The following is a 21,827-nucleotide window of genomic DNA, read 5'->3' as shown; positions in this document are numbered from 1 at the left end:
TCTAAGGAAATGAGTCAGAAAATTAGAATAAAACTTAAGTCTTACGATCACAATTTGGTGGACAAGTCTGCTGAGAAAATCGTAAAAACGGTAAAGACTACCGGTGCTGTTGTAACGGGACCAATTCCTTTGCCTACACACAAGAAAATATTTACTGTGTTGCGTTCACCGCACGTAAATAAGAAGTCGAGAGAGCAATTTCAACTTAGTTCATACAAGAGGCTATTGGATATTTATAGCTCCTCTTCCAAAACTATCGATGCCCTCATGAAGTTAGAGCTTCCTAGTGGTGTTGAGGTTGAGATCAAGGTATAAGAAGCACTGTACTGAATTTTCAGTGTAACATGTCCTGAGCTGCGGGCGAGGGAAAAACGGAGATAAAATAATTTCAGGGTTGAATTATTTTTGACCCTATTTTTTTGAATAGTTTTTAATAATTAGTAATTAATAATTTAAGTATGTCTGGGTTAATAGGAAAAAAAGTAGGCATGACCAGCATTTTTGACGAGAATGGAAAGAACATTCCATGTACCGTTATTGAGGCAGGGCCATGTGTAGTTACCCAAGTCAGAACCGAAGAGGTAGACGGGTATAGTGCCCTTCAACTTGGTTTCGATGACAAGGCAGAAAAACGTGCTAACAAGGCCGAATCCGGTCACTTTAAAAAAGCAGGTGCTTCTCCCAAGAAAAAAGTCGTTGAGTTCCAAGGTTTTGAAGGAGAATATAAATTAGGAGACACCCTTGGTGTTGACTTGTTTGTAGAAGGAGAATTTGTGGATGTCATTGGTACATCTAAAGGTAAAGGATTCCAGGGTGTTGTTAAAAGACACGGTTTTGGCGGTGTTGGTCAATCGACCCACGGTCAACACAATAGACTAAGAGCTCCAGGTTCCATTGGTGCAGCCTCCTATCCTGCTAGGGTTTTCAAAGGAATGAAAATGGCCGGTAGAATGGGTGGTGAAAAAGTAACCGTACAGAACCTTAGGGTTTTGAAAGTAGTTCCGGAGAAGAACCTTTTAGTTCTAAAAGGATGTGTCCCTGGTCATAAAAATGGGTATGTAACTATTCAAAGATGGCAGTAATGAAGGTAGCAGTATTAGATATAAATGGAAAAGATACGGGAAGAAAAGCTGAGCTTTCTGATAACGTATTTGCAATAGAGCCTAATGAGCATGCAGTATATCTGGATGTTAAGCAATATTTGGCCCATCAAAGACAAGGTACACATAAAGCTAAAGAGCGTGGTGAAATAGCTGGTAGTACTAGGAAGATAAAAAAGCAAAAGGGAACTGGTACCGCAAGGGCCGGTAGCATTAAATCTCCCATTTTTAGGGGAGGTGGTAGAATATTTGGGCCAAGGCCTAAGGATTATACCCAAAAATTGAATAAAAACCTAAAGCGTTTGGCCAGAAAATCGGCATTGAGCATCAAGTCGAAAGACAACGCTATTGTAGTGGTTGAAGACTTTGATTTTGACACTCCAAAGACCAAGGATTTTGTAAATGTTTTAAAGTCATTGGGATTGGAAAACAAAAAGTCCTTAATAGTGTTGGGCGATTCAAATAAAGGCGTATATTTGTCTTCTCGTAATTTTAAGGGTTCTGATGTTGTAACAAACTCAGAATTAAGCACTTACAAAATACTAAATGCATCAAATGTAGTATTGTTGGAGGGCGCTCTAGAAGGAATCGAATCAAATTTAAATAATAAGTAGTATCATGGGTGTGTTGATAAAACCGATTATAACGGAAAAAATGACTGCGGATAGCGAGTTGAACAACCGTTATGGTTTCCTAGTAGATCCGAAGGCCAACAAGATTCAGATTAAGGATGCTGTTGAAGCTGCTTATGGTGTTTCGGTCAAGAAAGTTAGAACGATGAATTATGGGCCTACGAGAAAAACCAGATTTACAAAAACTGGTGTACAGCATGGAAAAACAAACGCTACAAAAAAGGCGATTGTTGATGTGGTAGAGGGTGATATAATTGATTTTTACAGTAATCTATAAAGACAAGAAATGTCAGTTAGAAAATTAAAACCAATAACTCCAGGACAGCGTTTTAGAGTAGTAAACGGGTTTGACGCCATTACTGCTGATAAGCCGGAGAAAAGCTTGCTTGCTCCGTTAAAAAAGTCTGGAGGTAGAAACAGTCAAGGAAAGATGACTATACGCCAAAAAGGTGGTGGTCATAAGAGAAGGTACCGTGTAATCGATTTTAAAAGAGATAAGCAGGATGTTGCTGCTACGGTTAAGTCGATTGAATACGATCCAAACAGAACAGCTTTTATAGCTCTGTTGGAATATAATGATGGGGAAAAAAGATATATCGTTGCCCAAAATGGCCTGAAGGTAGACCAGCAAGTTTCTGCTGGAACTGGTTCAGCTCCAGAAATTGGAAATGCGATGCCTCTAAGTGAAATTCCATTAGGTACTATCATTTCGTGTATTGAGTTACGTCCTGGTCAGGGTGCGGTAATGGCTAGAAGTGCAGGTACTTTTGCCCAGTTGATGGCAAAGGATGGAAAGTTTGTTACTGTAAAGATGCCGTCTGGTGAAACTAGATTAATCTTATCGGCTTGTATGGCGACCATAGGTGCTGTTTCTAATTCAGATCACCAATTGTTGGTTTCCGGTAAGGCAGGTAGAAGTAGATGGTTGGGTAGAAGACCAAGAACCAGACCGGTAGCCATGAACCCAGTAGATCACCCAATGGGTGGTGGTGAAGGTAGGGCATCCGGAGGTCATCCTAGATCTAGAAACGGTGTTCCGGCCAAAGGTTATAGAACTCGTTCCAAGACCAAGAGTACCAATAAGTATATAATAGAACGTAGAAAGAAATAAAAAGTAGAAAGAAATGGCACGTTCACTAAAAAAAGGACCTTACGTTCATTACAGTTTAGAGAAGAAGATTCAGGATAATGTTTCTTCTGGCAAGAAATCGGTTATTAAGACATGGTCAAGGGCATCAATGATTACTCCTGATTTTGTTGGATTAACGATTGCTGTTCACAATGGAAAACAATTTGTACCTGTTTTTGTAACAGAAAACATGGTTGGGCATAAATTAGGGGAATTTTCACCAACAAGATCTTTTAGGGGTCATGCGGGTGCAAAGAATAAAGGAAAGAAGTAAGCTATGGGAGTTCGTAAAAAACAAATGGCCGAAAGAATAAAGGCTGAAAAGCAAAAAGTAGCTTTTGCTAAATTGAACAATTGTCCTACTTCACCAAGGAAAATGAGGCTTGTGGCTGATTTGGTACGTGGGGAGAAGGTTGAAAAAGCTCTTGCTATATTGAGATTCAACCCTAAAGAAGCTTCTAGAAAGTTGGAGAAATTATTGCTTTCCGCTTTGGCAAATTGGCAGGCAAAGAATGAAGATGCCAGTTTGGAAGATGCTGATTTGGTAGTTTCGGAGATCCGTGTGGATAGTGGGACAATGCTAAAAAGATTGCGTCCTGCTCCTCAGGGAAGGGCACATAGGATAAGAAAACGTTCAAACCATGTAACCTTGGTTTTGGGGTCTAACAATAATACAGAAAGCTAGAATGGGACAGAAAACAAATCCAATAGGAAATCGTCTAGGAATTATCAGGGGATGGGAATCTAACTGGTATGGTGGAAATGATTATGGAGATAAATTGGCCGAGGACGATAAAATAAGAAAATATATCCATGCTAGGTTGTCCAAAGCAAGCGTTTCAAGAGTTATCATAGAAAGAACGCTTAAGTTGATAACGGTTACTGTAACGACTGCAAGGCCAGGTATTATAATTGGTAAAGGAGGGCAAGAGGTAGATAAATTGAAGGAAGAGCTTAAAAAGATTACCAACAAGGAGGTTCAGATCAACATCTACGAAATTAAAAGACCTGAATTGGATGCCAATCTAGTGGCTGCTAGTATTGCACGTCAAATTGAAAGCCGAATCTCTTTTAGAAGAGCTATTAAAATGGCGATTGCTGCTGCTATGAGAATGAACGCTGAAGGTATCAAGGTTCAGATTTCAGGAAGGTTGAACGGAGCGGAGATGGCACGTTCAGAATCTTATAAGGAAGGTAGAATCCCATTATCTACTTTTAGGGCTGATATCGATTATGCATTGCATGAGGCTCAAACCACCTATGGAAAATTAGGTATTAAGGTTTGGATCATGAAGGGTGAGGTTTACGGAAAGAGAGAACTTTCCCCATTGGTAGGTATGCAAAAAGGGCAGCCTTCAAAAGGTGGAAAGCAAGAAGGAGGAAGAAAACCTCGACGTAGAAAGTAATAATTAAAGAAGTAGAGAGACATGTTACAACCAAAAAGAACGAAGTTCCGAAAAATGCAGAAAGGCCGTATGAAGGGCAATGCCGGTAGAGGGCATCAACTTTCTAATGGTATGTTCGGAATAAAATCTATGGACTCTTCTTTTTTGACTTCCCGTCAAATTGAAGCAGCTCGTATTGCCGCTACAAGATATATGAAAAGGGAAGGTCAATTATGGATTAAGATATTCCCGGACAAGCCTATCACCAAAAAACCTTTGGAGGTTCGTATGGGTAAAGGAAAAGGTGCTCCGGAATATTTTGTTGCCGTTGTTAAACCTGGAAGGGTAATGTTTGAAATAGCTGGGGTGTCTATAGACATAGCAAAGGAGGCATTGAGGCTTGCTGCGCAAAAACTTCCGGTTAGAACAAAATTTATTGTTGCAAGAGATTATACAGTTGACAATTAATCGTAGGAAATCATGAAAAATCAAGAAATAAAGGAATTGTCTGTTGAAGGACTTACGGAAAAACTTGCAGAGTATAAGAAGCAACATGCAGATTTAAAAATGGCTCATTTTGTAACTCCATTGGAGAACCCTCTTCAAATTAGAAAGGTAAGAAGAACGGTTGCAAGATTGGCTACTGAATTAACTAAAAGGGAAAACCAATAATTGGTTCTGCTTTATGGAAAAAAGAAACTTAAGAAAAGAAAGAATTGGGGTGGTAACCAGTGACAAAATGGAAAAATCCATTGTTGTTTCCGAGGTGAAGAGAGTAAAACACCCTATGTACGGTAAGTTCGTTTTGAAGACAAAAAAATATGTCGCCCATGACGAAAAGAACGATTGTAATATAGGGGATACCGTAAAGATTATGGAAACCCGTCCTATGAGCAAGACCAAGTGTTGGAGGTTAGTAGAAATCTTAGAAAGAGCCAAATAAGTTATGTTACAGCAAGAATCTAGATTAAAGGTCGCGGATAATACCGGAGCAAAGGAAGTTTTAACTATCCGAGTTCTTGGCGGTACAAAAAGAAGATATGCTTCTATTGGTGATAAAATCGTAGTTACCGTAAAGGAGGCTACTCCAAATGGGGGTATTAAGAAAGGTGCGGTTTCTACTGCAGTGGTTGTTAGAACAAAGAAAGAGGTAAGAAGACCTGATGGGTCCTATATCCGTTTCGATGATAACGCCTGTGTTTTATTGAACCCTGCCGGTGAAATGCGCGGAACCCGTGTTTTTGGCCCTGTGGCGAGAGAACTAAGGGACAAGCAGTTCATGAAAATTGTTTCATTGGCCCCAGAGGTACTATAATTTGATTATCAAGATGAAAAAGTTAAAGATAAAAACAGGAGATACGGTGAGAGTTGTTGCTGGTGACCATAAAGGATCAGAAGGCAAGGTCATGTCCGTAAATTTTGAAAAGAATAAGGCTATTGTTGAGGGTGTGAATATGGTTTCCAAGCATGAGAAGCCCAGTGCTAAAAATCCTCAAGGTGGTATCGTTAAGAAGGAAGCTTTGATTCATATTTCAAATCTATCCTTGATCGACTCAAAGTCCGGTGAGACTACAAGGGTTGGTTATGAATTGAGAGATGGAAAGAAAGTTAGGGTTTCCAAGAAATCAAATGAAGTAATTTAGTTATGGCTTACGTTGCAAGATTAAAGAAAGAATATAAGGATCGTATAGTTGCGGCCTTAACTGAGGAATTCGGTTACAAAAATGTAATGCAGGTTCCAAAGTTGAAAAAAATCGTGGTTAGTAGAGGTGTTGGAGCTGCCGTAGCCGATAAGAAACTTATTGACCATGCGGTCGATGAAATGACAATGATAACTGGTCAAAAAGCTGTTGCTACAATGTCCAAGAAAGACGTTGCCGCCTTTAAGTTAAGAAAAGGTATGCCAATTGGTGCAAAAGTTACATTACGAGGAGATCGTATGTATGAATTTTTGGATAGGTTGGTTACTTCAGCTTTACCTAGGGTTAGGGATTTTCAGGGAATTAAAGCTACTGGTTTTGATGGTCGTGGAAACTATAACCTTGGAATTACCGAACAAATTATCTTTCCCGAGATAAATATCGACAAAATCAATAGAATAAACGGGATGGATGTAACTTTTGTAACCTCTGCCGAAACGGACAAGGAAGCAAAATCATTATTAACAGAATTGGGATTACCTTTTAAAAAGAACTAGAATGGCTAAAGAATCAATGAAAGCCCGTGAGAGAAAAAGGGCAAGAACTGTAGCTAAATATGCAGAAAAGCGCAAGGCCCTAAAAGAGGCAGGCGACTATGAAGCGTTACAGAAATTGCCTAAAAATGCCTCTCCAGTGCGTATGCACAATAGATGTAAGCTAACAGGAAGACCAAAGGGCTACATGAGGACTTTTGGAATTTCTAGGGTTATGTTCAGGGAAATGGCAAACCAAGGCTTGATACCAGGGGTTAAAAAGGCCAGCTGGTAATATTAAATTAATAACTGGTTTCAGGTTTAGCAAAATGCTAAAAACCGTCACCGAATTATATATAAATGGTAACAGATACTATAGCAGATTATCTAACAAGAGTTAGAAACGCGAGTAGGGCAGGACACAGAGTTGTGGAAATCCCTGCGTCTAATTTGAAAAAGGAAATAACTAAAATATTATTCGATCAGGGATATATTTTAAGTTACAAGTTTGAGGATGATAAGGTTCAGGGTAATATCAAAATAGCCTTGAAATATGATAAGGTGACAAAGGAACCTGTAATTAAGAAGATACAACGTATCAGTAAGCCTGGTTTAAGAAAGTATTCCTCTAACGATAATTTGCCTAGGGTCCTTAACGGATTGGGTATTGCAATTGTTTCAACATCCCATGGTGTTATGACAAGTAAGCAAGCCAAGGCGGAGAATGTTGGTGGTGAGGTTTTATGCTACGTATATTAATAGAATTAAAGAGTTAGAAGATGTCTAGAATAGGAAATAATCCGATAGCGATTCCAGAAGGAGTTACAATTGAGGTCAAAGACAACGAAATTACCGTTAAAGGTAAGTTGGGAGAATTGACTCAAGATTTCTCTGGTGTTGAAGTTAAAATAGAAGACGGGCAAGCTTGGGTAACAAGACCATCTGATTCTAAGGAGCATAAGGCAAAACACGGTCTATACCGAGCTTTGATATTGAATATGGTTAAAGGTGTATCGCAAGGATGGACCAAAGAGTTGGAGTTGGTAGGTGTAGGTTATCGTGCAAGTAACCAAGGCCAAAAATTGGATTTGGCATTAGGTTTTTCACACAATATCGTTTTTGATCTAGCTCCAGAGGTTAAGGTAGAAACGATTTCTGAAAAAGGTAAAAACCCTATAGTTAAGCTGACTTCTCATGACAAACAGTTGGTTGGGCATATTGCGGCAAAGATTAGATCCTTCCGTAAGCCAGAACCTTACAAAGGAAAAGGAGTCAAATTTGTGGGTGAACAGTTAAGAAGAAAAGCAGGTAAATCGGCTTAATAATAGTATTATGGGATTATCAAAAACACAAAGAAAGTATAGAATTCGAAGGAGAATCCGTAAGGTTTCCAATGGAACCGCTGAAAGGCCAAGATTGTCCGTTTTTAGAAGTAATAGTGAAATCTATGCGCAATTGATAGACGATGTAAAAGGAGTTACTTTAGCTGCTGCTTCTTCCAGGGATAAGGATATAGCTGCCGTTAAGGGTAATAAAACAGAAATTGCCGCCCTAGTAGGTAAGGCTATCGCAGAAAAATCAAAGGCAGCTGGAATAGAAAAGGTAGCATTTGACAGAGGTGGTAACCTTTATCACGGACGTGTGAAGTCTTTGGCAGAAGGTGCAAGGGAAGCAGGATTAAAATTCTAAATTAAAGGTATGTTCCAGAAATACAAAAATGTAGAAACAATTAAACCAGGAGGTTTAGATTTAAAAGATAGGTTGGTTGGAGTACAACGTGTGACCAAAGTAACAAAAGGTGGTAGGGCATTTGGTTTTTCCGCTATTGTAGTTGTTGGTGATGAGAATGGTGTTGTAGGACACGGTCTTGGAAAATCTAAAGAGGTTGCCACTGCAATCGCAAAGGCCATTGAGGATGGTAAAAAGAACTTGATTCGTATTCCTTTGAATAAAGGTACGCTACCTCATGAACAAAAAGGAAAATATGGTGGAGCACGTGTTTATATTCAACCGGCTTCCCATGGTACGGGAGTTATTGCCGGTGGTGCCGTTAGAGCGGTATTGGAGTCAGTTGGTGTGCATGATGTACTATCAAAATCTCAAGGGTCTTCCAATCCTCACAATGTTGTAAAAGCTACATTTGATGCCTTATTACAACTAAGGGATGCCAAGACTATTTCGCAACAAAGAGGGATTTCCTTGGAGAAGGTTTTTAAAGGATAAATAACCATGGTAAAAAGTAGAGAGTAAAAAGTTAATAAGCCTATTTTTGGCGTTGCATAGACTAATTACTTAAAACTGGATACGAATTACTACATATAATGGCAAAGATAAAAGTAAAACAAGTTAAGAGTGGTATAAAGAAACCTCAGAATCAAAAGAGGACTTTGGAAGCTCTTGGACTAAAAGGAATAGGTCAGGTTGTTGAACATGATGCAACACCTAATATTCTTGGCATGATAAATAAAGTTAAACATTTAGTTTCTACCGAAGAAGCATAAATATAGATCTAATGAACTTAAGTAATCTAAAACCTGCAGAAGGTTCCGTAAATAGAGATGGTAAACGTTTAGGTAGAGGACAGGGCTCTGGTAAGGGTGGTACTGCCGCAAGGGGGCATAAAGGTGCTAAATCTAGATCTGGTTACTCCAAGAAAATAGGATTTGAAGGTGGTCAAATGCCTTTACAAAGACGAGTTCCCAAATTCGGTTTTACGAATATCAACCGTAAAGATTACAAGGGAATAAACCTTGGAAAATTACAAGAGCTTGTTGATTCTAAAGTAATCAAGGATACAGTTTCCTTTGAAACTTTGGTAGAGCATGGTTTAGTGGGAAAAAACGATTTGGTTAAGATTTTAGGAGATGGAGATTTAAAGGCCGCTCTTAAAGTATCTGTACATAAATTTACTGCTTCTGCAAAGGCTGCGATTGAAGCTGCGGGTGGTGAAGCAATAAGTTTATAAGTATTAGCGGGAACATGAAAAAATTCATTGAAACAATATCCAATATTTGGAAGATAGAGGAACTAAGGAATAGAATAATACTTACCCTTGGGCTTCTTTTGGTATATAGATTTGGTTGCCAAATCGTTCTTCCAGGTATAGATTCTACTCAATTAGGAGGTTTGGCCGATGGTACTGACCAAGGAATATTTGGTCTTCTCAATGCTTTTACTGGAGGGGCGTTTGCCAATGCTTCGATTTTTGCCTTGGGTATTATGCCGTATATATCCGCTTCTATTGTAGTGCAATTGATGGGTATTGCAATTCCTTACCTTCAGAAATTGCAGAAAGAAGGGGAAAGCGGTAGGAAAACTATCAATCAAATTACCCGGTGGTTAACAATAGGTATCTGTATAGTTCAAGCACCTGCTTATTTGTACGGTCTTGGTGCGTTTGGTGTTCCAGATAGTGCCTTTGTACTGGGTAAGGGATTGGATTTTATGGTTCCTGCTGTGATTATCTTGGTTTCTGGTTGTGTATTTGCCATGTGGTTGGGTGAAAAAATTACGGATAAAGGTATTGGTAACGGTATTTCTTTATTGATTATGATCGGTATCATAGCAACAATGCCCCAATCTTTTGTTCAAGAATTTGTTTCAAGAACTACCAATAATAATGGTGGTTTAATGTTTATTCTTATTGAGGTAATTGTATGGTTCTTGGTGATTTTGGCCAGTGTGCTTTTAGTTATGGCAACTCGTCAAATACCGGTGCAGTATGCTAGGAGAACGGCATCTGGTGGATATGAAAAGAATATCATGGGATCACGACAGTATATTCCATTGAAATTGAATGCCTCTGGTGTAATGCCCATCATTTTTGCACAGGCAATTATGTTTGTTCCTGGAATGATAGGTGGAGCTTTTGATGATACGTCATTTGGTCAGTGGATGCAAGTTCAGTTTAGTGATATTTTTGGATGGGCCTATAACTTATTGTTTGCCTTTCTAATTATCATTTTTACCTACTTCTATACGGCGATTACGGTTCCTACCAATAAAATGGCAGATGATTTAAAACGTAGTGGCGGTTTTATCCCTGGAATAAGGCCTGGAAAAGAAACTGGAGATTATTTGGATAAAATTATGTCATTAATTACGCTACCTGGATCTATATTTTTAGCTTTGCTGGCCGTTTTACCGGCAATAGTGGTAAAATTGTTGGATGTACAGGCTGGATGGGCACTTTTTTATGGAGGTACTTCCCTTTTGATTATGGTTGGGGTGGCAATCGATACTGTACAACAGGTAAATTCTTACCTATTGAATAGGCATTATGACGGATTAATGAAAACCGGAAAAAATAGAAAAGTAGCATAATTTATGGCTAAACAAGCAGCGATAGAACAAGATGGATCCATTATTGAAGCATTGTCAAATGCAATGTTTCGAGTTGAATTGGAAAATGGACATGTAGTTACAGCGCATATTTCAGGTAAGATGCGCATGCATTATATTAAGTTGTTACCTGGAGACAAGGTTAAATTGGAAATGAGTCCATATGACCTTACGAAAGCAAGAATTACTTATAGATACTAAGAAAGCAAAGTAAGATGAAAGTAAGAGCATCAATAAAGAAGAGAAGTGCCGACTGCAAGATTGTTCGCAGAAAAGGCAGATTGTACGTAATCAACAAAAAGAATCCTAGATTTAAACAAAGACAAGGGTAATTATGGCAAGAATCGCGGGTATTGATATACCAAAACAAAAAAGGGGCGTAATAGCCTTGACCTATATTTTTGGAATAGGGAAGAGCAGGGCTAAGGAAATTTTGGCAAAAGCCCAAGTCAGTGAGGATACTAAGGTTTCTGAATGGAACGATGATGAAATAGGTCGTATTAGGGAAGCTGTCTCATCCTACACGATTGAAGGTGAATTGCGTTCTGAGACCCAATTGAACATTAAGCGATTAATGGATATTGGATGTTATAGAGGTATACGTCATAGATCTGGCTTGCCATTAAGGGGTCAACGTACAAAGAATAACTCTAGAACTAGAAAAGGAAAGAGAAAAACAGTTGCTAACAAGAAGAAAGCTACCAAATAATAGATAGTTATGGCAAAGGCAAATACTAAGGTAACCAAAAAGCGTAAAGTTATTGTTGATTCAGTAGGAGAGGCTCATGTAAGTGCTTCTTTCAATAATATCATTATTTCTTTGACTAACAAGAAGGGTGATGTTATTTCTTGGTCATCGGCAGGTAAATTAGGTTTTAGAGGTTCCAAAAAGAATACTCCTTATGCGGCTCAGGTAGCAGCGGAAGATTGTGCAAAGGTTGCCCATGAGGCAGGTTTGCGTAAAGTGAAGGTTTATGTTAAGGGCCCTGGAAACGGAAGGGAATCAGCTATCCGTTCCATACACAACGCAGGAATTGAGGTTACTGAAATCATCGATGTGACCCCAATGCCACATAATGGATGTAGACCTCCAAAAAGAAGAAGAGTTTAATCAAGTATAAATAAATTTCACCGAAGGTGTAGTTACGATTATCGAAGGATAAGCCTTAATTCATAATCTCACCTTCATAATATTAGAAAATGGCAAGATACACAGGACCTAAATCAAAAATCGCCCGTAAATTTGGTGAGGCGATATTCGGGGACGACAAATCCTTTGAAAAGAAAAATTACCCTCCAGGACAACACGGAAATAACAGACGTAGAGGAAAACAGTCTGAGTATTCCGTTCAGTTGATGGAAAAACAAAAGGCAAAATATACCTACGGTATACTTGAGAAGCAGTTTAGAAACCTTTTCGCCACCGCCAAGAGAAAAGAGGGCGTTACCGGTGAAATTCTTTTACAATTGTGCGAAAGTCGCTTAGACAACGTAGTGTATAGAATGGGTATTTCCCCATCGCGAAGTGGAGCCAGGCAATTGGTTTCTCACAGACATATAACGGTAAATGGCGAGATTGTAAATATTCCCTCCTACTCTTTAAAGGCTGGGGATGTTGTTGGTGTTAGGGAAAAATCCAAATCATTACAGAGCATTCAAGATTCTCTTGCAGCAAGTAGCAGTGTTTATGAATGGATTACCTGGAACAGTGAGAAGAAGGAAGGAACTTTTGTTTCCGTTCCAGAAAGATTACAAATTCCGGAAAACATCAAAGAACAATTAATCGTCGAGCTTTACTCTAAATAAAAACAACACTGATCCAATTATGGCATTATTTAATTTTCAGAAACCCGATAAAGTAATAATGATCGATTCCTCAGACTTCGAAGGAAAGTTCGAATTTCGTCCTTTGGAGCCTGGTTATGGATTAACTGTTGGGAATGCACTTAGAAGGGTATTGCTTTCTTCATTGGAAGGCCATGCCATTACATCCGTAAGGATTGATAAAGTTGAACATGAGTTCTCCGTAATTTCGGGTGTTGTAGAAGATGTTACCGAAATTATCCTAAACTTGAAGCAGGTTCGTTTCAAGAAACAAATCGAGGATTCTGAAGCAGAAGTCGTTTCAATTTCCGTTAGCGGAAAGGAACAATTGACAGCAGGGGATTTTCAAAAATTCATTTCAGGTTTCCAAGTGCTGAATCCAGACTTGGTGATTTGTAACATGGATCCCAAGATTAGCATCAATATGGAAATCACTATTGATAAGGGTAGAGGTTATGTCCCTGCAGAGGAAAACAAAAAGTCCGGTGCGCCAATAGGGACTATAGCGGTCGACTCTATCTTTACTCCCATAAAGAACGTAAAATACAGCATCGAAAACTATCGTGTAGAACAGAAAACTGACTACGAAAAATTGGTTTTTGAAATTGTTTCCGATGGTTCAATTCACCCTAAGGATGCCTTGACCGAGGCTGCAAAGGTTCTTATCCATCATTTTATGTTGTTCTCCGATGAGCGTATCACTCTGGAAGCAGATGAGATTGCTCAAACAGAGACCTATGATGAGGAATCGTTACATATGAGACAATTGTTGAAGACCAAATTGGTAGATATGGATCTTTCGGTCCGTGCCTTGAACTGTTTAAAGGCTGCTGAAGTTGATACTTTAGGAGACTTGGTGTCCTTCAACAAGAACGATTTAATGAAGTTTAGAAACTTTGGTAAAAAATCCTTAACAGAGCTTGAGGAGTTGGTTATCAACAAGGGCCTTAGTTTTGGAATGGATTTGTCAAAATATAAATTAGATAAGGATTAATTAATCATATTTTGCTCCTCGTTCAAACGAGTTTGGTAGCAAGATGATAATACAATAACATGAGACACGGTAAAAAAGTTAACCATTTAGGAAGAAAGTCGGCACATAGAAAAGCTATGTTGGCCAATATGGCATGTTCTTTAATCGAACATAAAAGAATTAATACAACGGTTGCCAAAGCCAAAGCTTTGAAACAATTTGTTGAGCCATTGATCACTAGGTCCAAAGCAGAGAACAATCAGTCCGCAGAGAAAGGTACTCACAATAGACGTATCGCTTTCAAGAATCTTAGAGATAAATATGCGGTAAATGAATTGTTCAGCGTAGTATCTGAAAAAGTAGCGGATAGACCAGGTGGATATACAAGAATCATCAAGTTGGGAAATCGATTAGGTGATAATGCGGATATGGCCATGATAGAGTTGGTTGATTTCAATGAGATCTACAATGCTGGGAAACCGAAGAAGAAATCTACTAGAAGAAGTAGAAGAGGTGGTAAAAGCTCTAGTGACGAAGCTCCAAAAGTTGAAGAACCAGTTGTTGAAGAGGCTGCACCAGAAGCGGAGGCTAAGCCGGAAACGGAATCACAACCTGAGAACGAGGTTAAAAAGGAAGATGATTCAAAAGAGTAAAATGTCAATAAATATTGATAATTATAAAAGGATAAGTTTAAAAGCTTATCCTTTTTTTATGTTTTTTTGTGAACGGATAAAAAGTAAAGGAATAGCATGAAGTATCAAGCCAAAAAGAAAGCGTTAATATTGTTAGCCGATGGTACCATTTTTTATGGAAAGTCTGTTGGGGACAAAGAAGGAACCGCCTTTGGGGAAGTTTGTTTCAATACCGGTATGACCGGATATCAAGAAATATTTACGGATCCGTCCTATTTTGGACAATTAATGGTTACCACCAATGCACACATAGGGAACTACGGTACAAATAAGGAAGAGGTAGAATCTGAGAGCGTCAAGATTGCCGGTTTAATTTGTAGGAATTTCAGCTATGAATATTCGCGTCCAAGTGCAGATGCCAGTTTACAGGATTTTTTGGATAGTAACGACCTCTTTGCCATTTCAGATGTGGATACCCGTGCCTTGGTCAGTTACATTAGGGATAATGGGGCTATGAACGCCGTAATATCCACTGATGTCGATAACATTGAGGAATTAAAAAAGCAGTTGGAAAAAGTTCCAAGTATGGAGGGATTGGAGCTTGCTTCCAAAGTGTCCACCAAGGAACCGTATTTTTATGGCGATCCATCGGCAAATATCAAAATTGCGGCCTTGGATATTGGAATTAAGAAGAATATTTTAAGAAACCTTGAGAAGCGTGGGGCCTATATAAAAGTATTCCCATATAATGCTACGTTTCCCGAGATGTCTTCTTGGAATCCTGATGCTTACTTTATATCCAATGGACCTGGCGACCCTGAGCCTTTGTCTGAAGCTATAACCGTAGCCAAGGAAATTATAAAGACAGACAAGCCCTTGTTTGGTATTTGTTTGGGGCATCAGGTAATTGCCTTGGCCAATGGCGTATCTACTTATAAGATGCACAATGGGCATAGGGGTATCAACCATCCCATATTAAATTTACTTACTGGAAAAGGTGAAATAACTTCCCAGAACCATGGATTTGCCATTAACCGGGAGGAAACCGAAGCGAACGATAATCTAGAGATTACGCACGTCCATTTGAATGATCAAACCGTTGCCGGAATACGGATGAAGAATAAAGATGTGTTCTCGGTACAGTATCATCCTGAGGCCAGCCCGGGACCTCATGATGCCGATTATCTTTTTGATGATTTTTTCAGTTTGATCGAGAAAACTTCAAAGCAATCCACAGAAGTTTAAAAAATCGTTATATTATTTTGAATTAGAAGAATGAATTTAGCAATGTGGAGCTAACGTTTGTATCTTTGCCAATCAGTTTTTAAATCAGTTTATTAAAGAAAATAACAAATGAGTATCATACTAAGCGTTCACGCAAGACAAATTTTAGATTCAAGAGGAAACCCAACAGTAGAAGTAGACGTAATCACTGAAAATGGGGTAATGGGAAGAGCCGCAGTACCTTCTGGAGCCTCTACGGGAGAACATGAGGCAGTTGAACTACGTGATGGGGGAAATACCTTCATGGGCAAAGGAGTTATGAAGGCCGTTGAGAATGTCAATACCGTAATCGCTGAGGAGATATTGGGTATGTCCGTTTTTGAGCAAAATTTATTGGACCAGACCATGATCGATTTGGATGGAACTCCTAATAAGTCCAAATTGGGAGCTAACGCTATTCTAGGAGTTTCCTTGGCCGCAGCAAAGGCCGCTGCCAATGAATTGGGAATTTCCCTATACCGATACGTTGGGGGTGTTAGCGCTAACACGTTGCCCGTACCAATGATGAATATTATCAATGGGGGTTCGCACTCTGATGCGCCTATCGCCTTCCAAGAGTTCATGGTCATGCCGGTAAAGGCCAAAAGCTTTTCTCATGCCATGCAGATGGGTACTGAAATCTTCCATAATCTAAAAAAGGTTTTGCATGACAGAGGTCTAAGTACTGCCGTAGGCGATGAGGGAGGATTTGCACCTAATCTTGCTGGAGGAACTGAGGATGCTTTGGATACCATTGCCAAAGCGGTTGAAAAAGCTGGCTATAAATTAGGTGATGATGTTATGATAGCCTTGGATTGTGCCTCTGCAGAATTCTATGTGGACGGTGCCTACGACTATACCAAATTTGAAGGAAGCAAAGGAGAGGTTAGGACTTCTGAGGAACAAGCGCAATACTTGGCGGATTTGACCGAAAAATACCCCATCATTTCCATTGAAGATGGTATGGACGAAAACGATTGGGACGGATGGAAAGCCCTGACCGAAAAAATAGGGGATAAGGTTCAATTGGTAGGTGATGATTTATTTGTGACCAATGTAGAAAGATTGTCCACGGGAATAGAAAAGGGTATTGCAAATTCCATTTTGATCAAAGTAAATCAAATAGGTACCCTTACGGAAACCATAGCAGCCGTGAACATGGCCAAGAATGCCGGGTATACTTCCGTAATGTCCCATAGATCTGGTGAAACAGAAGATAATACGATTGCCGATTTGGCAGTAGCCTTGAATTGTGGGCAAATCAAAACAGGTTCAGCCTCTAGGTCTGACCGTATGGCCAAGTACAATCAATTATTACGAATTGAAGAGGAGTTGGGAAGTATGGCCTATTATCCTCAGAAAAAGGCATTTAAGATAAAATAATCCAAGTTTGGTACCAAAGGCCTTCTTTTTAGAAGGCCTTTTTTTTTGGAACAGTCTAAAACTTTAATTACCTTTTCTAAGATATCAACCCCCTATTTGCATTCTATGAATAATTTTCTTTTTGTATCCGCCGAAAATGACGCAATCCCCGACTGTAAGGCTGGAGGAATGGGTGACGTAGTGAGGGATGTTCCCAGGGAAATTGCCAGTCGCGGAGATTCTGCCCATGTAGTGGTACCTTCTTATGGGAGATTACATCAAAACGGGGTTTTTAAGGCAAAGTTGGAATTTAATCTTAGGGGAACTGTATATGTTGCGGAGCTCTATGAGGTGCTTCCCAAAAAAATTGTCAAAAACATATCCCACTATGTAATTCATCATCCTGAAATCAAGGAGGGCGGTATTGCACATATATATCATGATGATCCAACGGAACCATTTTTCAATGATTTTGTAAAGTTTATGATTTTTTCCACGGCCGTCGCCCAAGCTATCAAAATAGGGGCCTTTGGTAAGTTGGATATTGTACATATGCACGACTGGCACTCCAGTGCCGTACTATTTTTAAAGACGTATCATCCTGCCTATCAAGACCTAAAAAAAATGCGTTATGTGTATAGCATACATAATCTAGCGATACAGGGTATCAGACCGTTTTATAATAACTACGCCTCTGTCAACCATTGGTTTCCAGAAATTCAATTAGACCATAAAGTATTGATGGATCCTCGGTACCAGGACTGTATAAACTTAATGGCGGTAGGTATTCGTTTGGCGGATGCCGTGCACACGGTATCTCCTTCTTACAAGGAAGATGTAATGTTGCCTAGTAGGCCACCGGAGTTTATAGGGGGGGAAGGTTTGGAAAAGGATTTGCAAAATGCAAACAATGAAGGAAGGTTGTTTGGTATTTTGAACGCATCCAACTACAACAATATTAGAACTGCGGAAAAAGGAAATCTGTACAGAAATACGGTAAAGGCCCTGTTCCGATGGTTACAGGACGAATCCAAAAAATATAAGGCAGATTTTTTAGCGCATACCGGCGAGAAAATCATGCAATATGTTGGTAATAGGCCCAAATTTATCGTTTCAAGTGTGGCCAGGTTGACCGAGCAAAAATTTTATTTCTTAAAACGTTCTCCAGAAGCATTTGAGGAAATTCTAAAACGTTTAGAAAAGGTAGAAGGTATTTTTATGCTTTTGGGAACAGGAAATCCTGATTACGAGGATTTGTTCAGGAAAATGAGCTACAAACACAAGAATTTTATTTTTACCAACGGACAGTCAGAAGATTTGATAGATTCCATGTACCTGGAAACAGATTTATACTTTATGCCAAGTTTGTTTGAGCCCTGCGGAATAAGTCAAATGTTGGCCATGAGAAATGGTAATCCTTGCTTGGTTCACCATACTGGAGGCTTAAAGGATACGGTCGCCCACATGAAAACTGGGTTTGCGTTTGAAGGTAAGACTTATGATCAGCAGATAAGAAATATGGTAAAGGTTTTCGATGAGGCCTTGAATGTTTGGGAGAATGATAAACCGGCTTGGAAACGTATTAAGGCGAATGCTAAAAAGATGCGATTTACTTGGGAGGATTCGGTGGATGCGTATTACAAAGATCTCTATTTGTTATAGGTTTTTCTCTACGTCGGACATATTGTTAATTTTAGCCCAAAGCCCTTTGCGAAATTGTTAAAATACCCCTGTTTTATTAACTTTACCCCTAATCGATTAACCCGTAAAATTTAAAAATGTCAGATAAAGCTACTTTAGAATATAATGGTAAAAAGTATGAGTTTCCTGTTATTGAAGGCACGGAAAAGGAACTTGCCATTGATATTAAATCCTTAAGGTCCTCTACTGGAGGAATTATTACTATAGACCCGGGGTATAAGAACACAGGTTCCTGTGAAAGTGCCATTACTTTTTTGGATGGTGAAAAGGGTATTTTAAGATATCGGGGGTATTCCATAGAAGAGTTGGCGGAAAAAGCCGACTTTTTGGAGGTAGCGTACTTATTGATTTTTGGTGAATTACCCAATGAAGAGGAGTTGGCCAAATTTCACAAGGATATTACGGATGAGTCCCATGTAGATGAGGAAATGAAAAAGATTTTGGATGGATTTCCGAAATCGGCACATCCCATGGGTGTACTTTCCTCCTTAACAAGTGCCTTGATTGCGTTTAACCCTTCTACGGTAGACGTAAGTTCTGAAAAGGACATGTATCATGCAATAGTAAGGATACTGGCCAAATTTCCAGTGTTGGTGGCATGGACCTTACGAAAGAAAAAGGGCTTGCCGTTGGATTATGGAGATGATACCCTAGGCTATGTGGAAAACATCCATAAAATGATGTTTAAGCGTCCAAATCAAGAGTATAAAAAGAACAAAGTAGTTATAGAAGCTCTGGATAAATTATTGATTTTACATGCGGACCATGAACAGAATTGTTCTACATCTACAGTTCGCATTGTAGGATCTTCCCATGCTGGACTTTTTGCTTCTTTGTCTGCAGGCATTTCTGCATTATGGGGACCTTTGCATGGTGGTGCCAATCAGGCCGTATTGGAAATGTTGGAGGCGATCGAAGCGGATGGTGGAGATACCAAAAAATATATGGCAAAGGCCAAGGACAAGGAAGATCCATTTAGGTTGATGGGCTTTGGTCACAGGGTGTATAAGAACTTTGACCCTAGGGCCAAAATAATCAAAAAAGCTGCTGATGAGGTTTTAAGCGATTTGGGAATTGATGACCCAATCCTTGATATTGCTAAAGGCTTGGAGAAGGAAGCTTTGGAAGATCCTTACTTTGTAGATAGAAAATTATATCCCAACGTGGATTTCTATTCTGGTATTATCTACCGAGCACTTGGTATACCAACGGAAATGTTTACGGTAATGTTTGCTTTGGGAAGACTTCCCGGATGGATTGCACAGTGGAGGGAAATGCGATTAAGGGGAGAGCCCATAGGAAGACCACGGCAAGTATATATAGGGGAAAACCTTAGACCGTTTGTGGGTTTAAAATCCAGATAATCAGTAGAAATTTTAATAGAAATATTGAACGTCCTTTTAAAGTTTTAAGAGGGCGTTTTTTAGTCTTACCTTAGCACTCAAAACTAGTAATATGCTTAGGCTAAGTGTTAATGATGAAGTATCTCGCTTAAAGGCGGTTGTATTGGGAACTGCGAAAAGCTGTGGGCCAATACCCAAGCCAGAGGAAGCTTATGATCCAAAATCCTTGGAACATATCTTGGCGGGTACATATCCCAAAGAAGAAGATATGATTGGGGAGATGGAGGCTTTTTCAGAAGTGCTAAAAAAATATAATGTGGCTGTCTTCAGGCCAGAGGTCTTAAAAGACTGTAATCAAATATTTTCAAGGGATATAGCTTTCGTAATTGAGGAGAAGCTTATTATTTCCAATATTTTACCGGATAGGGAAAAGGAGGTTGATGCCATACTTCATGTTCTGGATAAAATTCCAGAGGAAAACATTTTACATCCACCGGAAAAAGTGCATGTGGAAGGTGGTGATGTCATGCCGTGGAACGATTATATTTTTGTTGGGACATACACAGGTGAGGATTACGCATACCATATTACGGCAAGAACCAACTCACATGCTGTCGAGTATTTACGTAATCAATTTCCCGGGAAAAAGGTAAAGTCCTTTGAATTGAGGAAATCCAAAAATGCTAGGGAAAATGCCTTGCATCTAGACTGTTGTTTTCAACCTTTGGGAAAGGGTAAGGCCATTCTTCACAAAAATGGGTTTCTTGTTGAAGAGGAATATCAATGGTTGGTTGATTTTTTTGGACGGGAGCATATCTTTGAGATTTCCGCCGATGAAATGTACCACATGTTCAGTAATGTCTTTTCAATTGCACCGGATGTCGTCGTTTCGGAAAAGAACTTTAAAAGGCTCAACAACTGGCTTAGAGAGCAAGGTTTTACGGTGGAAGAGGTTCCTTACGCTGAAATTTCAAAACAAGAGGGACTATTAAGATGTAGTACTTTACCATTAATCAGGGAATAATTTATGATGCAGATTACCAATACCATATTGATGATTCGGCCTGTGAATTTTCGTATGAACGAACAAACGGCCGTGAACAATTATTTTATGGAGGACTTGGATGAGAAGAACAACCAAATCAACCTAAAGGCGCAGGGAGAGTTTGATGCTTTTGTAACTAAATTGAAATCTGCAGGAGTTAATGTCATCGTGGTGAATGATACTGAGGTTCCGGATACACCAGATAGTATATTTCCAAACAACTGGATTTCCTTTCATGCCAACGGTACGGTTGGTGTATACCCTATGTTTGCAGAAAATAGAAGGAACGAACGGCGAGAGGATATTTTGGAAATATTGGAGGAACAAGGGTTTCTGATAAAAAATATCATGGATTATACAGCTGCGGAAGAGGAGGGTTTGTTTCTTGAAGGTACCGGCAGTATAATTTTGGACCGCGTAAATCAAAAGGCATATTGTGCTTTATCGGAAAGAGCGGCTGAAGAATTGTTTATAGAATTCTGTGAGGATTTTGATTTTATGCCGGTTATTTTCACCGCTAATCAGTCGGTAGATGGTAAGCGCTTGCCCATATACCATACCAATGTGATGATGGCCCTAGGGGAGGATTTAGCGGTTATTTGTTTGGACAGCATCGATGATAAAAAGGAACGCAAACTTGTGATGGACAATCTGAGAAACGATGGTAAGGAAATCATTGCGATTAGCGAGCAACAGATGCATAATTTTGCAGGGAACATGTTGGAGGTTTTAGGGAAGGATGAAAAAAGACTTCTGGTAATGAGTTCCGCGGCGTTTAAAAGTTTGGACGATTCCCAAATCGCTTTAATCCAAAAAAGGTGTAAAATTGTCCACAGTCCGCTGGATACCATTGAAGCGTGTGGTGGTGGTAGCGCGCGCTGTATGATGGCGGAAGTATTTCTACCCAAAGGATAATTTAGGTTT

35 protein-coding genes are annotated in these 21,827 nt (G+C 39.4%); all 35 read left to right on the top strand.

Annotated features, from left to right (window positions below; genetic code table 11):
* Positions 1–9: 9 nt before the first annotated feature.
* Positions 10–315: a 30S ribosomal protein S10 gene (gene rpsJ, locus CJ263_RS03615; protein WP_007094989.1), complete on the top strand. Its 306-nt coding sequence runs from the start codon at positions 10–12 to the stop codon at positions 313–315.
* Positions 316–458: 143 nt separating this feature from the next.
* Positions 459–1,082: a 50S ribosomal protein L3 gene (gene rplC, locus CJ263_RS03610; RefSeq protein ID WP_094996012.1), complete on the top strand. Its 624-nt coding sequence runs from the start codon at positions 459–461 to the stop codon at positions 1,080–1,082.
* Positions 1,082–1,714: a 50S ribosomal protein L4 gene (gene rplD, locus CJ263_RS03605; RefSeq protein WP_094996011.1), complete on the top strand. Its 633-nt coding sequence runs from the start codon at positions 1,082–1,084 to the stop codon at positions 1,712–1,714. The genes rplC and rplD overlap by 1 nt, the downstream gene beginning before the upstream one ends.
* Positions 1,715–1,718: 4 nt before the next feature.
* Entirely contained in the window at positions 1,719–2,009 is a 291-nt protein-coding gene (rplW, locus tag CJ263_RS03600; RefSeq protein WP_094996010.1) for a 50S ribosomal protein L23, read from the top strand.
* Between the two features lie 9 nt (positions 2,010–2,018).
* Complete coding sequence (gene rplB / locus CJ263_RS03595) at positions 2,019–2,843, top strand: 50S ribosomal protein L2 (RefSeq protein WP_094996009.1); 825 nt, start codon at positions 2,019–2,021, stop codon at positions 2,841–2,843.
* A 13-nt stretch (positions 2,844–2,856) separates the two neighbouring features.
* Positions 2,857–3,135 (top strand): 30S ribosomal protein S19, encoded by a 279-nt coding sequence (gene rpsS / locus CJ263_RS03590; RefSeq protein ID WP_094996008.1) that lies wholly within the window; start codon positions 2,857–2,859, stop codon positions 3,133–3,135.
* Positions 3,136–3,138: 3 nt separating this feature from the next.
* Positions 3,139–3,546: a 50S ribosomal protein L22 gene (gene rplV / locus CJ263_RS03585; RefSeq protein ID WP_094996007.1), complete on the top strand. Its 408-nt coding sequence runs from the start codon at positions 3,139–3,141 to the stop codon at positions 3,544–3,546.
* 1 nt (position 3,547) lies between these two features.
* Positions 3,548–4,267, top strand: coding sequence for a 30S ribosomal protein S3 (rpsC, locus tag CJ263_RS03580; protein ID WP_094996006.1), 720 nt, complete (start codon positions 3,548–3,550; stop codon positions 4,265–4,267).
* 21 nt (positions 4,268–4,288) lie between these two features.
* A complete protein-coding gene (gene rplP, locus CJ263_RS03575; protein ID WP_094996005.1) occupies positions 4,289–4,714 on the top strand; it encodes a 50S ribosomal protein L16 in 426 nt (141 codons plus the stop codon).
* Between the two features lie 12 nt (positions 4,715–4,726).
* Positions 4,727–4,918 (top strand): 50S ribosomal protein L29, encoded by a 192-nt coding sequence (gene rpmC / locus CJ263_RS03570; protein ID WP_094996004.1) that lies wholly within the window; start codon positions 4,727–4,729, stop codon positions 4,916–4,918.
* Between the two features lie 13 nt (positions 4,919–4,931).
* Positions 4,932–5,189 (top strand): 30S ribosomal protein S17, encoded by a 258-nt coding sequence (rpsQ, locus tag CJ263_RS03565; RefSeq protein WP_094996003.1) that lies wholly within the window; start codon positions 4,932–4,934, stop codon positions 5,187–5,189.
* A 3-nt stretch (positions 5,190–5,192) separates the two neighbouring features.
* On the top strand, positions 5,193–5,561 hold the full coding sequence (gene rplN, locus CJ263_RS03560; RefSeq protein WP_027064819.1) for a 50S ribosomal protein L14: 369 nt from the start codon (positions 5,193–5,195) through the stop codon (positions 5,559–5,561).
* A 13-nt stretch (positions 5,562–5,574) separates the two neighbouring features.
* The gene (rplX, locus tag CJ263_RS03555; RefSeq protein ID WP_094996002.1) at positions 5,575–5,889 is read left to right on the top strand and encodes a 50S ribosomal protein L24; all 315 of its coding nucleotides are present in this window, start codon (positions 5,575–5,577) and stop codon (positions 5,887–5,889) included.
* A gap of 2 nt (positions 5,890–5,891) precedes the next feature.
* Positions 5,892–6,443, top strand: a complete 552-nt coding sequence (gene rplE, locus CJ263_RS03550; protein ID WP_094996001.1) for a 50S ribosomal protein L5 — start codon at positions 5,892–5,894, stop codon at positions 6,441–6,443.
* 1 nt (position 6,444) lies between these two features.
* Positions 6,445–6,714, top strand: coding sequence for a 30S ribosomal protein S14 (gene rpsN / locus CJ263_RS03545; RefSeq protein WP_094996000.1), 270 nt, complete (start codon positions 6,445–6,447; stop codon positions 6,712–6,714).
* Positions 6,715–6,779: 65 nt separating this feature from the next.
* Positions 6,780–7,178 carry a 30S ribosomal protein S8 gene (gene rpsH / locus CJ263_RS03540; protein WP_094995999.1) on the top strand — a complete coding sequence of 133 codons (399 nt, stop codon included), beginning with the start codon at positions 6,780–6,782 and terminating at the stop codon, positions 7,176–7,178.
* A 20-nt stretch (positions 7,179–7,198) separates the two neighbouring features.
* Complete coding sequence (gene rplF / locus CJ263_RS03535; RefSeq protein ID WP_094995998.1) at positions 7,199–7,741, top strand: 50S ribosomal protein L6; 543 nt, start codon at positions 7,199–7,201, stop codon at positions 7,739–7,741.
* A gap of 10 nt (positions 7,742–7,751) precedes the next feature.
* Positions 7,752–8,108, top strand: a complete 357-nt coding sequence (gene rplR / locus CJ263_RS03530) for a 50S ribosomal protein L18 (RefSeq protein ID WP_094995997.1) — start codon at positions 7,752–7,754, stop codon at positions 8,106–8,108.
* A 9-nt stretch (positions 8,109–8,117) separates the two neighbouring features.
* Positions 8,118–8,642: a 30S ribosomal protein S5 gene (gene rpsE / locus CJ263_RS03525; RefSeq protein ID WP_094995996.1), complete on the top strand. Its 525-nt coding sequence runs from the start codon at positions 8,118–8,120 to the stop codon at positions 8,640–8,642.
* Between the two features lie 98 nt (positions 8,643–8,740).
* Positions 8,741–8,920, top strand: coding sequence for a 50S ribosomal protein L30 (gene rpmD, locus CJ263_RS03520; protein WP_047246260.1), 180 nt, complete (start codon positions 8,741–8,743; stop codon positions 8,918–8,920).
* 11 nt (positions 8,921–8,931) lie between these two features.
* Complete coding sequence (gene rplO, locus CJ263_RS03515) at positions 8,932–9,384, top strand: 50S ribosomal protein L15 (RefSeq protein ID WP_094995995.1); 453 nt, start codon at positions 8,932–8,934, stop codon at positions 9,382–9,384.
* A 14-nt stretch (positions 9,385–9,398) separates the two neighbouring features.
* Positions 9,399–10,742, top strand: coding sequence for a preprotein translocase subunit SecY (secY, locus tag CJ263_RS03510; RefSeq protein WP_094995994.1), 1,344 nt, complete (start codon positions 9,399–9,401; stop codon positions 10,740–10,742).
* A 3-nt stretch (positions 10,743–10,745) separates the two neighbouring features.
* A complete protein-coding gene (gene infA / locus CJ263_RS03505; protein ID WP_013305172.1) occupies positions 10,746–10,961 on the top strand; it encodes a translation initiation factor IF-1 in 216 nt (71 codons plus the stop codon).
* A 14-nt stretch (positions 10,962–10,975) separates the two neighbouring features.
* Positions 10,976–11,092: a type B 50S ribosomal protein L36 gene (ykgO, locus tag CJ263_RS03500; protein ID WP_010519235.1), complete on the top strand. Its 117-nt coding sequence runs from the start codon at positions 10,976–10,978 to the stop codon at positions 11,090–11,092.
* A 2-nt stretch (positions 11,093–11,094) separates the two neighbouring features.
* Positions 11,095–11,469, top strand: coding sequence for a 30S ribosomal protein S13 (gene rpsM, locus CJ263_RS03495; RefSeq protein WP_094995993.1), 375 nt, complete (start codon positions 11,095–11,097; stop codon positions 11,467–11,469).
* A gap of 9 nt (positions 11,470–11,478) precedes the next feature.
* Positions 11,479–11,871 carry a 30S ribosomal protein S11 gene (rpsK, locus tag CJ263_RS03490; protein ID WP_094995992.1) on the top strand — a complete coding sequence of 131 codons (393 nt, stop codon included), beginning with the start codon at positions 11,479–11,481 and terminating at the stop codon, positions 11,869–11,871.
* 89 nt (positions 11,872–11,960) lie between these two features.
* Positions 11,961–12,566, top strand: a complete 606-nt coding sequence (rpsD, locus tag CJ263_RS03485; protein ID WP_094995991.1) for a 30S ribosomal protein S4 — start codon at positions 11,961–11,963, stop codon at positions 12,564–12,566.
* Positions 12,567–12,585: 19 nt separating this feature from the next.
* Complete coding sequence (locus CJ263_RS03480) at positions 12,586–13,578, top strand: DNA-directed RNA polymerase subunit alpha (RefSeq protein WP_094995990.1); 993 nt, start codon at positions 12,586–12,588, stop codon at positions 13,576–13,578.
* Positions 13,579–13,637: 59 nt separating this feature from the next.
* Positions 13,638–14,210: a 50S ribosomal protein L17 gene (gene rplQ / locus CJ263_RS03475; RefSeq protein ID WP_094995989.1), complete on the top strand. Its 573-nt coding sequence runs from the start codon at positions 13,638–13,640 to the stop codon at positions 14,208–14,210.
* A 96-nt stretch (positions 14,211–14,306) separates the two neighbouring features.
* Positions 14,307–15,434, top strand: a complete 1,128-nt coding sequence (carA, locus tag CJ263_RS03470; protein WP_094995988.1) for a glutamine-hydrolyzing carbamoyl-phosphate synthase small subunit — start codon at positions 14,307–14,309, stop codon at positions 15,432–15,434.
* A 108-nt stretch (positions 15,435–15,542) separates the two neighbouring features.
* Positions 15,543–16,835 carry a phosphopyruvate hydratase gene (gene eno / locus CJ263_RS03465; RefSeq protein WP_094995987.1) on the top strand — a complete coding sequence of 431 codons (1,293 nt, stop codon included), beginning with the start codon at positions 15,543–15,545 and terminating at the stop codon, positions 16,833–16,835.
* Positions 16,836–16,940: 105 nt separating this feature from the next.
* Positions 16,941–18,476, top strand: coding sequence for a glycogen synthase (locus CJ263_RS03460; RefSeq protein WP_094995986.1), 1,536 nt, complete (start codon positions 16,941–16,943; stop codon positions 18,474–18,476).
* Positions 18,477–18,592: 116 nt separating this feature from the next.
* Positions 18,593–19,879 carry a citrate synthase gene (locus CJ263_RS03455; RefSeq protein WP_094995985.1) on the top strand — a complete coding sequence of 429 codons (1,287 nt, stop codon included), beginning with the start codon at positions 18,593–18,595 and terminating at the stop codon, positions 19,877–19,879.
* A 91-nt stretch (positions 19,880–19,970) separates the two neighbouring features.
* Entirely contained in the window at positions 19,971–20,882 is a 912-nt protein-coding gene (locus CJ263_RS03450) for a dimethylarginine dimethylaminohydrolase family protein (protein WP_094995984.1), read from the top strand.
* A 3-nt stretch (positions 20,883–20,885) separates the two neighbouring features.
* Positions 20,886–21,818 (top strand): citrulline utilization hydrolase CtlX, encoded by a 933-nt coding sequence (gene ctlX, locus CJ263_RS03445; RefSeq protein ID WP_188669405.1) that lies wholly within the window; start codon positions 20,886–20,888, stop codon positions 21,816–21,818.
* Positions 21,819–21,827 lie beyond the last annotated feature (9 nt).

It is taken from the genome of Maribacter cobaltidurans, assembly GCF_002269385.1.
GTDB classification, from domain to species: domain Bacteria; phylum Bacteroidota; class Bacteroidia; order Flavobacteriales; family Flavobacteriaceae; genus Maribacter; species Maribacter cobaltidurans.
The sequence above is the reverse complement of the archived record's forward strand: the minus strand, read 5'-3'. Positions and strand labels throughout refer to the sequence as shown.

What these genes read in the sequence shown, in the direction of transcription:
- rpsJ (WP_007094989.1), top strand. Translation starts at nt 10, where the DNA reads ATGAGTCAGAAAATTAGAATAAAACTTAAGTCTTACGATCACAATTTG.
- rplC (WP_094996012.1), top strand. Translation starts at nt 459, where the DNA reads ATGTCTGGGTTAATAGGAAAAAAAGTAGGCATGACCAGCATTTTTGAC.
- rplD (WP_094996011.1), top strand. Translation starts at nt 1,082, where the DNA reads ATGAAGGTAGCAGTATTAGATATAAATGGAAAAGATACGGGAAGAAAA.
- rplW (WP_094996010.1), top strand. Translation starts at nt 1,719, where the DNA reads ATGGGTGTGTTGATAAAACCGATTATAACGGAAAAAATGACTGCGGAT.
- rplB (WP_094996009.1), top strand. Translation starts at nt 2,019, where the DNA reads ATGTCAGTTAGAAAATTAAAACCAATAACTCCAGGACAGCGTTTTAGA.
- rpsS (WP_094996008.1), top strand. Translation starts at nt 2,857, where the DNA reads ATGGCACGTTCACTAAAAAAAGGACCTTACGTTCATTACAGTTTAGAG.
- rplV (WP_094996007.1), top strand. Translation starts at nt 3,139, where the DNA reads ATGGGAGTTCGTAAAAAACAAATGGCCGAAAGAATAAAGGCTGAAAAG.
- rpsC (WP_094996006.1), top strand. Translation starts at nt 3,548, where the DNA reads ATGGGACAGAAAACAAATCCAATAGGAAATCGTCTAGGAATTATCAGG.
- rplP (WP_094996005.1), top strand. Translation starts at nt 4,289, where the DNA reads ATGTTACAACCAAAAAGAACGAAGTTCCGAAAAATGCAGAAAGGCCGT.
- rpmC (WP_094996004.1), top strand. Translation starts at nt 4,727, where the DNA reads ATGAAAAATCAAGAAATAAAGGAATTGTCTGTTGAAGGACTTACGGAA.
- rpsQ (WP_094996003.1), top strand. Translation starts at nt 4,932, where the DNA reads ATGGAAAAAAGAAACTTAAGAAAAGAAAGAATTGGGGTGGTAACCAGT.
- rplN (WP_027064819.1), top strand. Translation starts at nt 5,193, where the DNA reads ATGTTACAGCAAGAATCTAGATTAAAGGTCGCGGATAATACCGGAGCA.
- rplX (WP_094996002.1), top strand. Translation starts at nt 5,575, where the DNA reads ATGAAAAAGTTAAAGATAAAAACAGGAGATACGGTGAGAGTTGTTGCT.
- rplE (WP_094996001.1), top strand. Translation starts at nt 5,892, where the DNA reads ATGGCTTACGTTGCAAGATTAAAGAAAGAATATAAGGATCGTATAGTT.
- rpsN (WP_094996000.1), top strand. Translation starts at nt 6,445, where the DNA reads ATGGCTAAAGAATCAATGAAAGCCCGTGAGAGAAAAAGGGCAAGAACT.
- rpsH (WP_094995999.1), top strand. Translation starts at nt 6,780, where the DNA reads ATGGTAACAGATACTATAGCAGATTATCTAACAAGAGTTAGAAACGCG.
- rplF (WP_094995998.1), top strand. Translation starts at nt 7,199, where the DNA reads ATGTCTAGAATAGGAAATAATCCGATAGCGATTCCAGAAGGAGTTACA.
- rplR (WP_094995997.1), top strand. Translation starts at nt 7,752, where the DNA reads ATGGGATTATCAAAAACACAAAGAAAGTATAGAATTCGAAGGAGAATC.
- rpsE (WP_094995996.1), top strand. Translation starts at nt 8,118, where the DNA reads ATGTTCCAGAAATACAAAAATGTAGAAACAATTAAACCAGGAGGTTTA.
- rpmD (WP_047246260.1), top strand. Translation starts at nt 8,741, where the DNA reads ATGGCAAAGATAAAAGTAAAACAAGTTAAGAGTGGTATAAAGAAACCT.
- rplO (WP_094995995.1), top strand. Translation starts at nt 8,932, where the DNA reads ATGAACTTAAGTAATCTAAAACCTGCAGAAGGTTCCGTAAATAGAGAT.
- secY (WP_094995994.1), top strand. Translation starts at nt 9,399, where the DNA reads ATGAAAAAATTCATTGAAACAATATCCAATATTTGGAAGATAGAGGAA.
- infA (WP_013305172.1), top strand. Translation starts at nt 10,746, where the DNA reads ATGGCTAAACAAGCAGCGATAGAACAAGATGGATCCATTATTGAAGCA.
- ykgO (WP_010519235.1), top strand. Translation starts at nt 10,976, where the DNA reads ATGAAAGTAAGAGCATCAATAAAGAAGAGAAGTGCCGACTGCAAGATT.
- rpsM (WP_094995993.1), top strand. Translation starts at nt 11,095, where the DNA reads ATGGCAAGAATCGCGGGTATTGATATACCAAAACAAAAAAGGGGCGTA.
- rpsK (WP_094995992.1), top strand. Translation starts at nt 11,479, where the DNA reads ATGGCAAAGGCAAATACTAAGGTAACCAAAAAGCGTAAAGTTATTGTT.
- rpsD (WP_094995991.1), top strand. Translation starts at nt 11,961, where the DNA reads ATGGCAAGATACACAGGACCTAAATCAAAAATCGCCCGTAAATTTGGT.
- CJ263_RS03480 (WP_094995990.1), top strand. Translation starts at nt 12,586, where the DNA reads ATGGCATTATTTAATTTTCAGAAACCCGATAAAGTAATAATGATCGAT.
- rplQ (WP_094995989.1), top strand. Translation starts at nt 13,638, where the DNA reads ATGAGACACGGTAAAAAAGTTAACCATTTAGGAAGAAAGTCGGCACAT.
- carA (WP_094995988.1), top strand. Translation starts at nt 14,307, where the DNA reads ATGAAGTATCAAGCCAAAAAGAAAGCGTTAATATTGTTAGCCGATGGT.
- eno (WP_094995987.1), top strand. Translation starts at nt 15,543, where the DNA reads ATGAGTATCATACTAAGCGTTCACGCAAGACAAATTTTAGATTCAAGA.
- CJ263_RS03460 (WP_094995986.1), top strand. Translation starts at nt 16,941, where the DNA reads ATGAATAATTTTCTTTTTGTATCCGCCGAAAATGACGCAATCCCCGAC.
- CJ263_RS03455 (WP_094995985.1), top strand. Translation starts at nt 18,593, where the DNA reads ATGTCAGATAAAGCTACTTTAGAATATAATGGTAAAAAGTATGAGTTT.
- CJ263_RS03450 (WP_094995984.1), top strand. Translation starts at nt 19,971, where the DNA reads ATGCTTAGGCTAAGTGTTAATGATGAAGTATCTCGCTTAAAGGCGGTT.
- ctlX (WP_188669405.1), top strand. Translation starts at nt 20,886, where the DNA reads ATGATGCAGATTACCAATACCATATTGATGATTCGGCCTGTGAATTTT.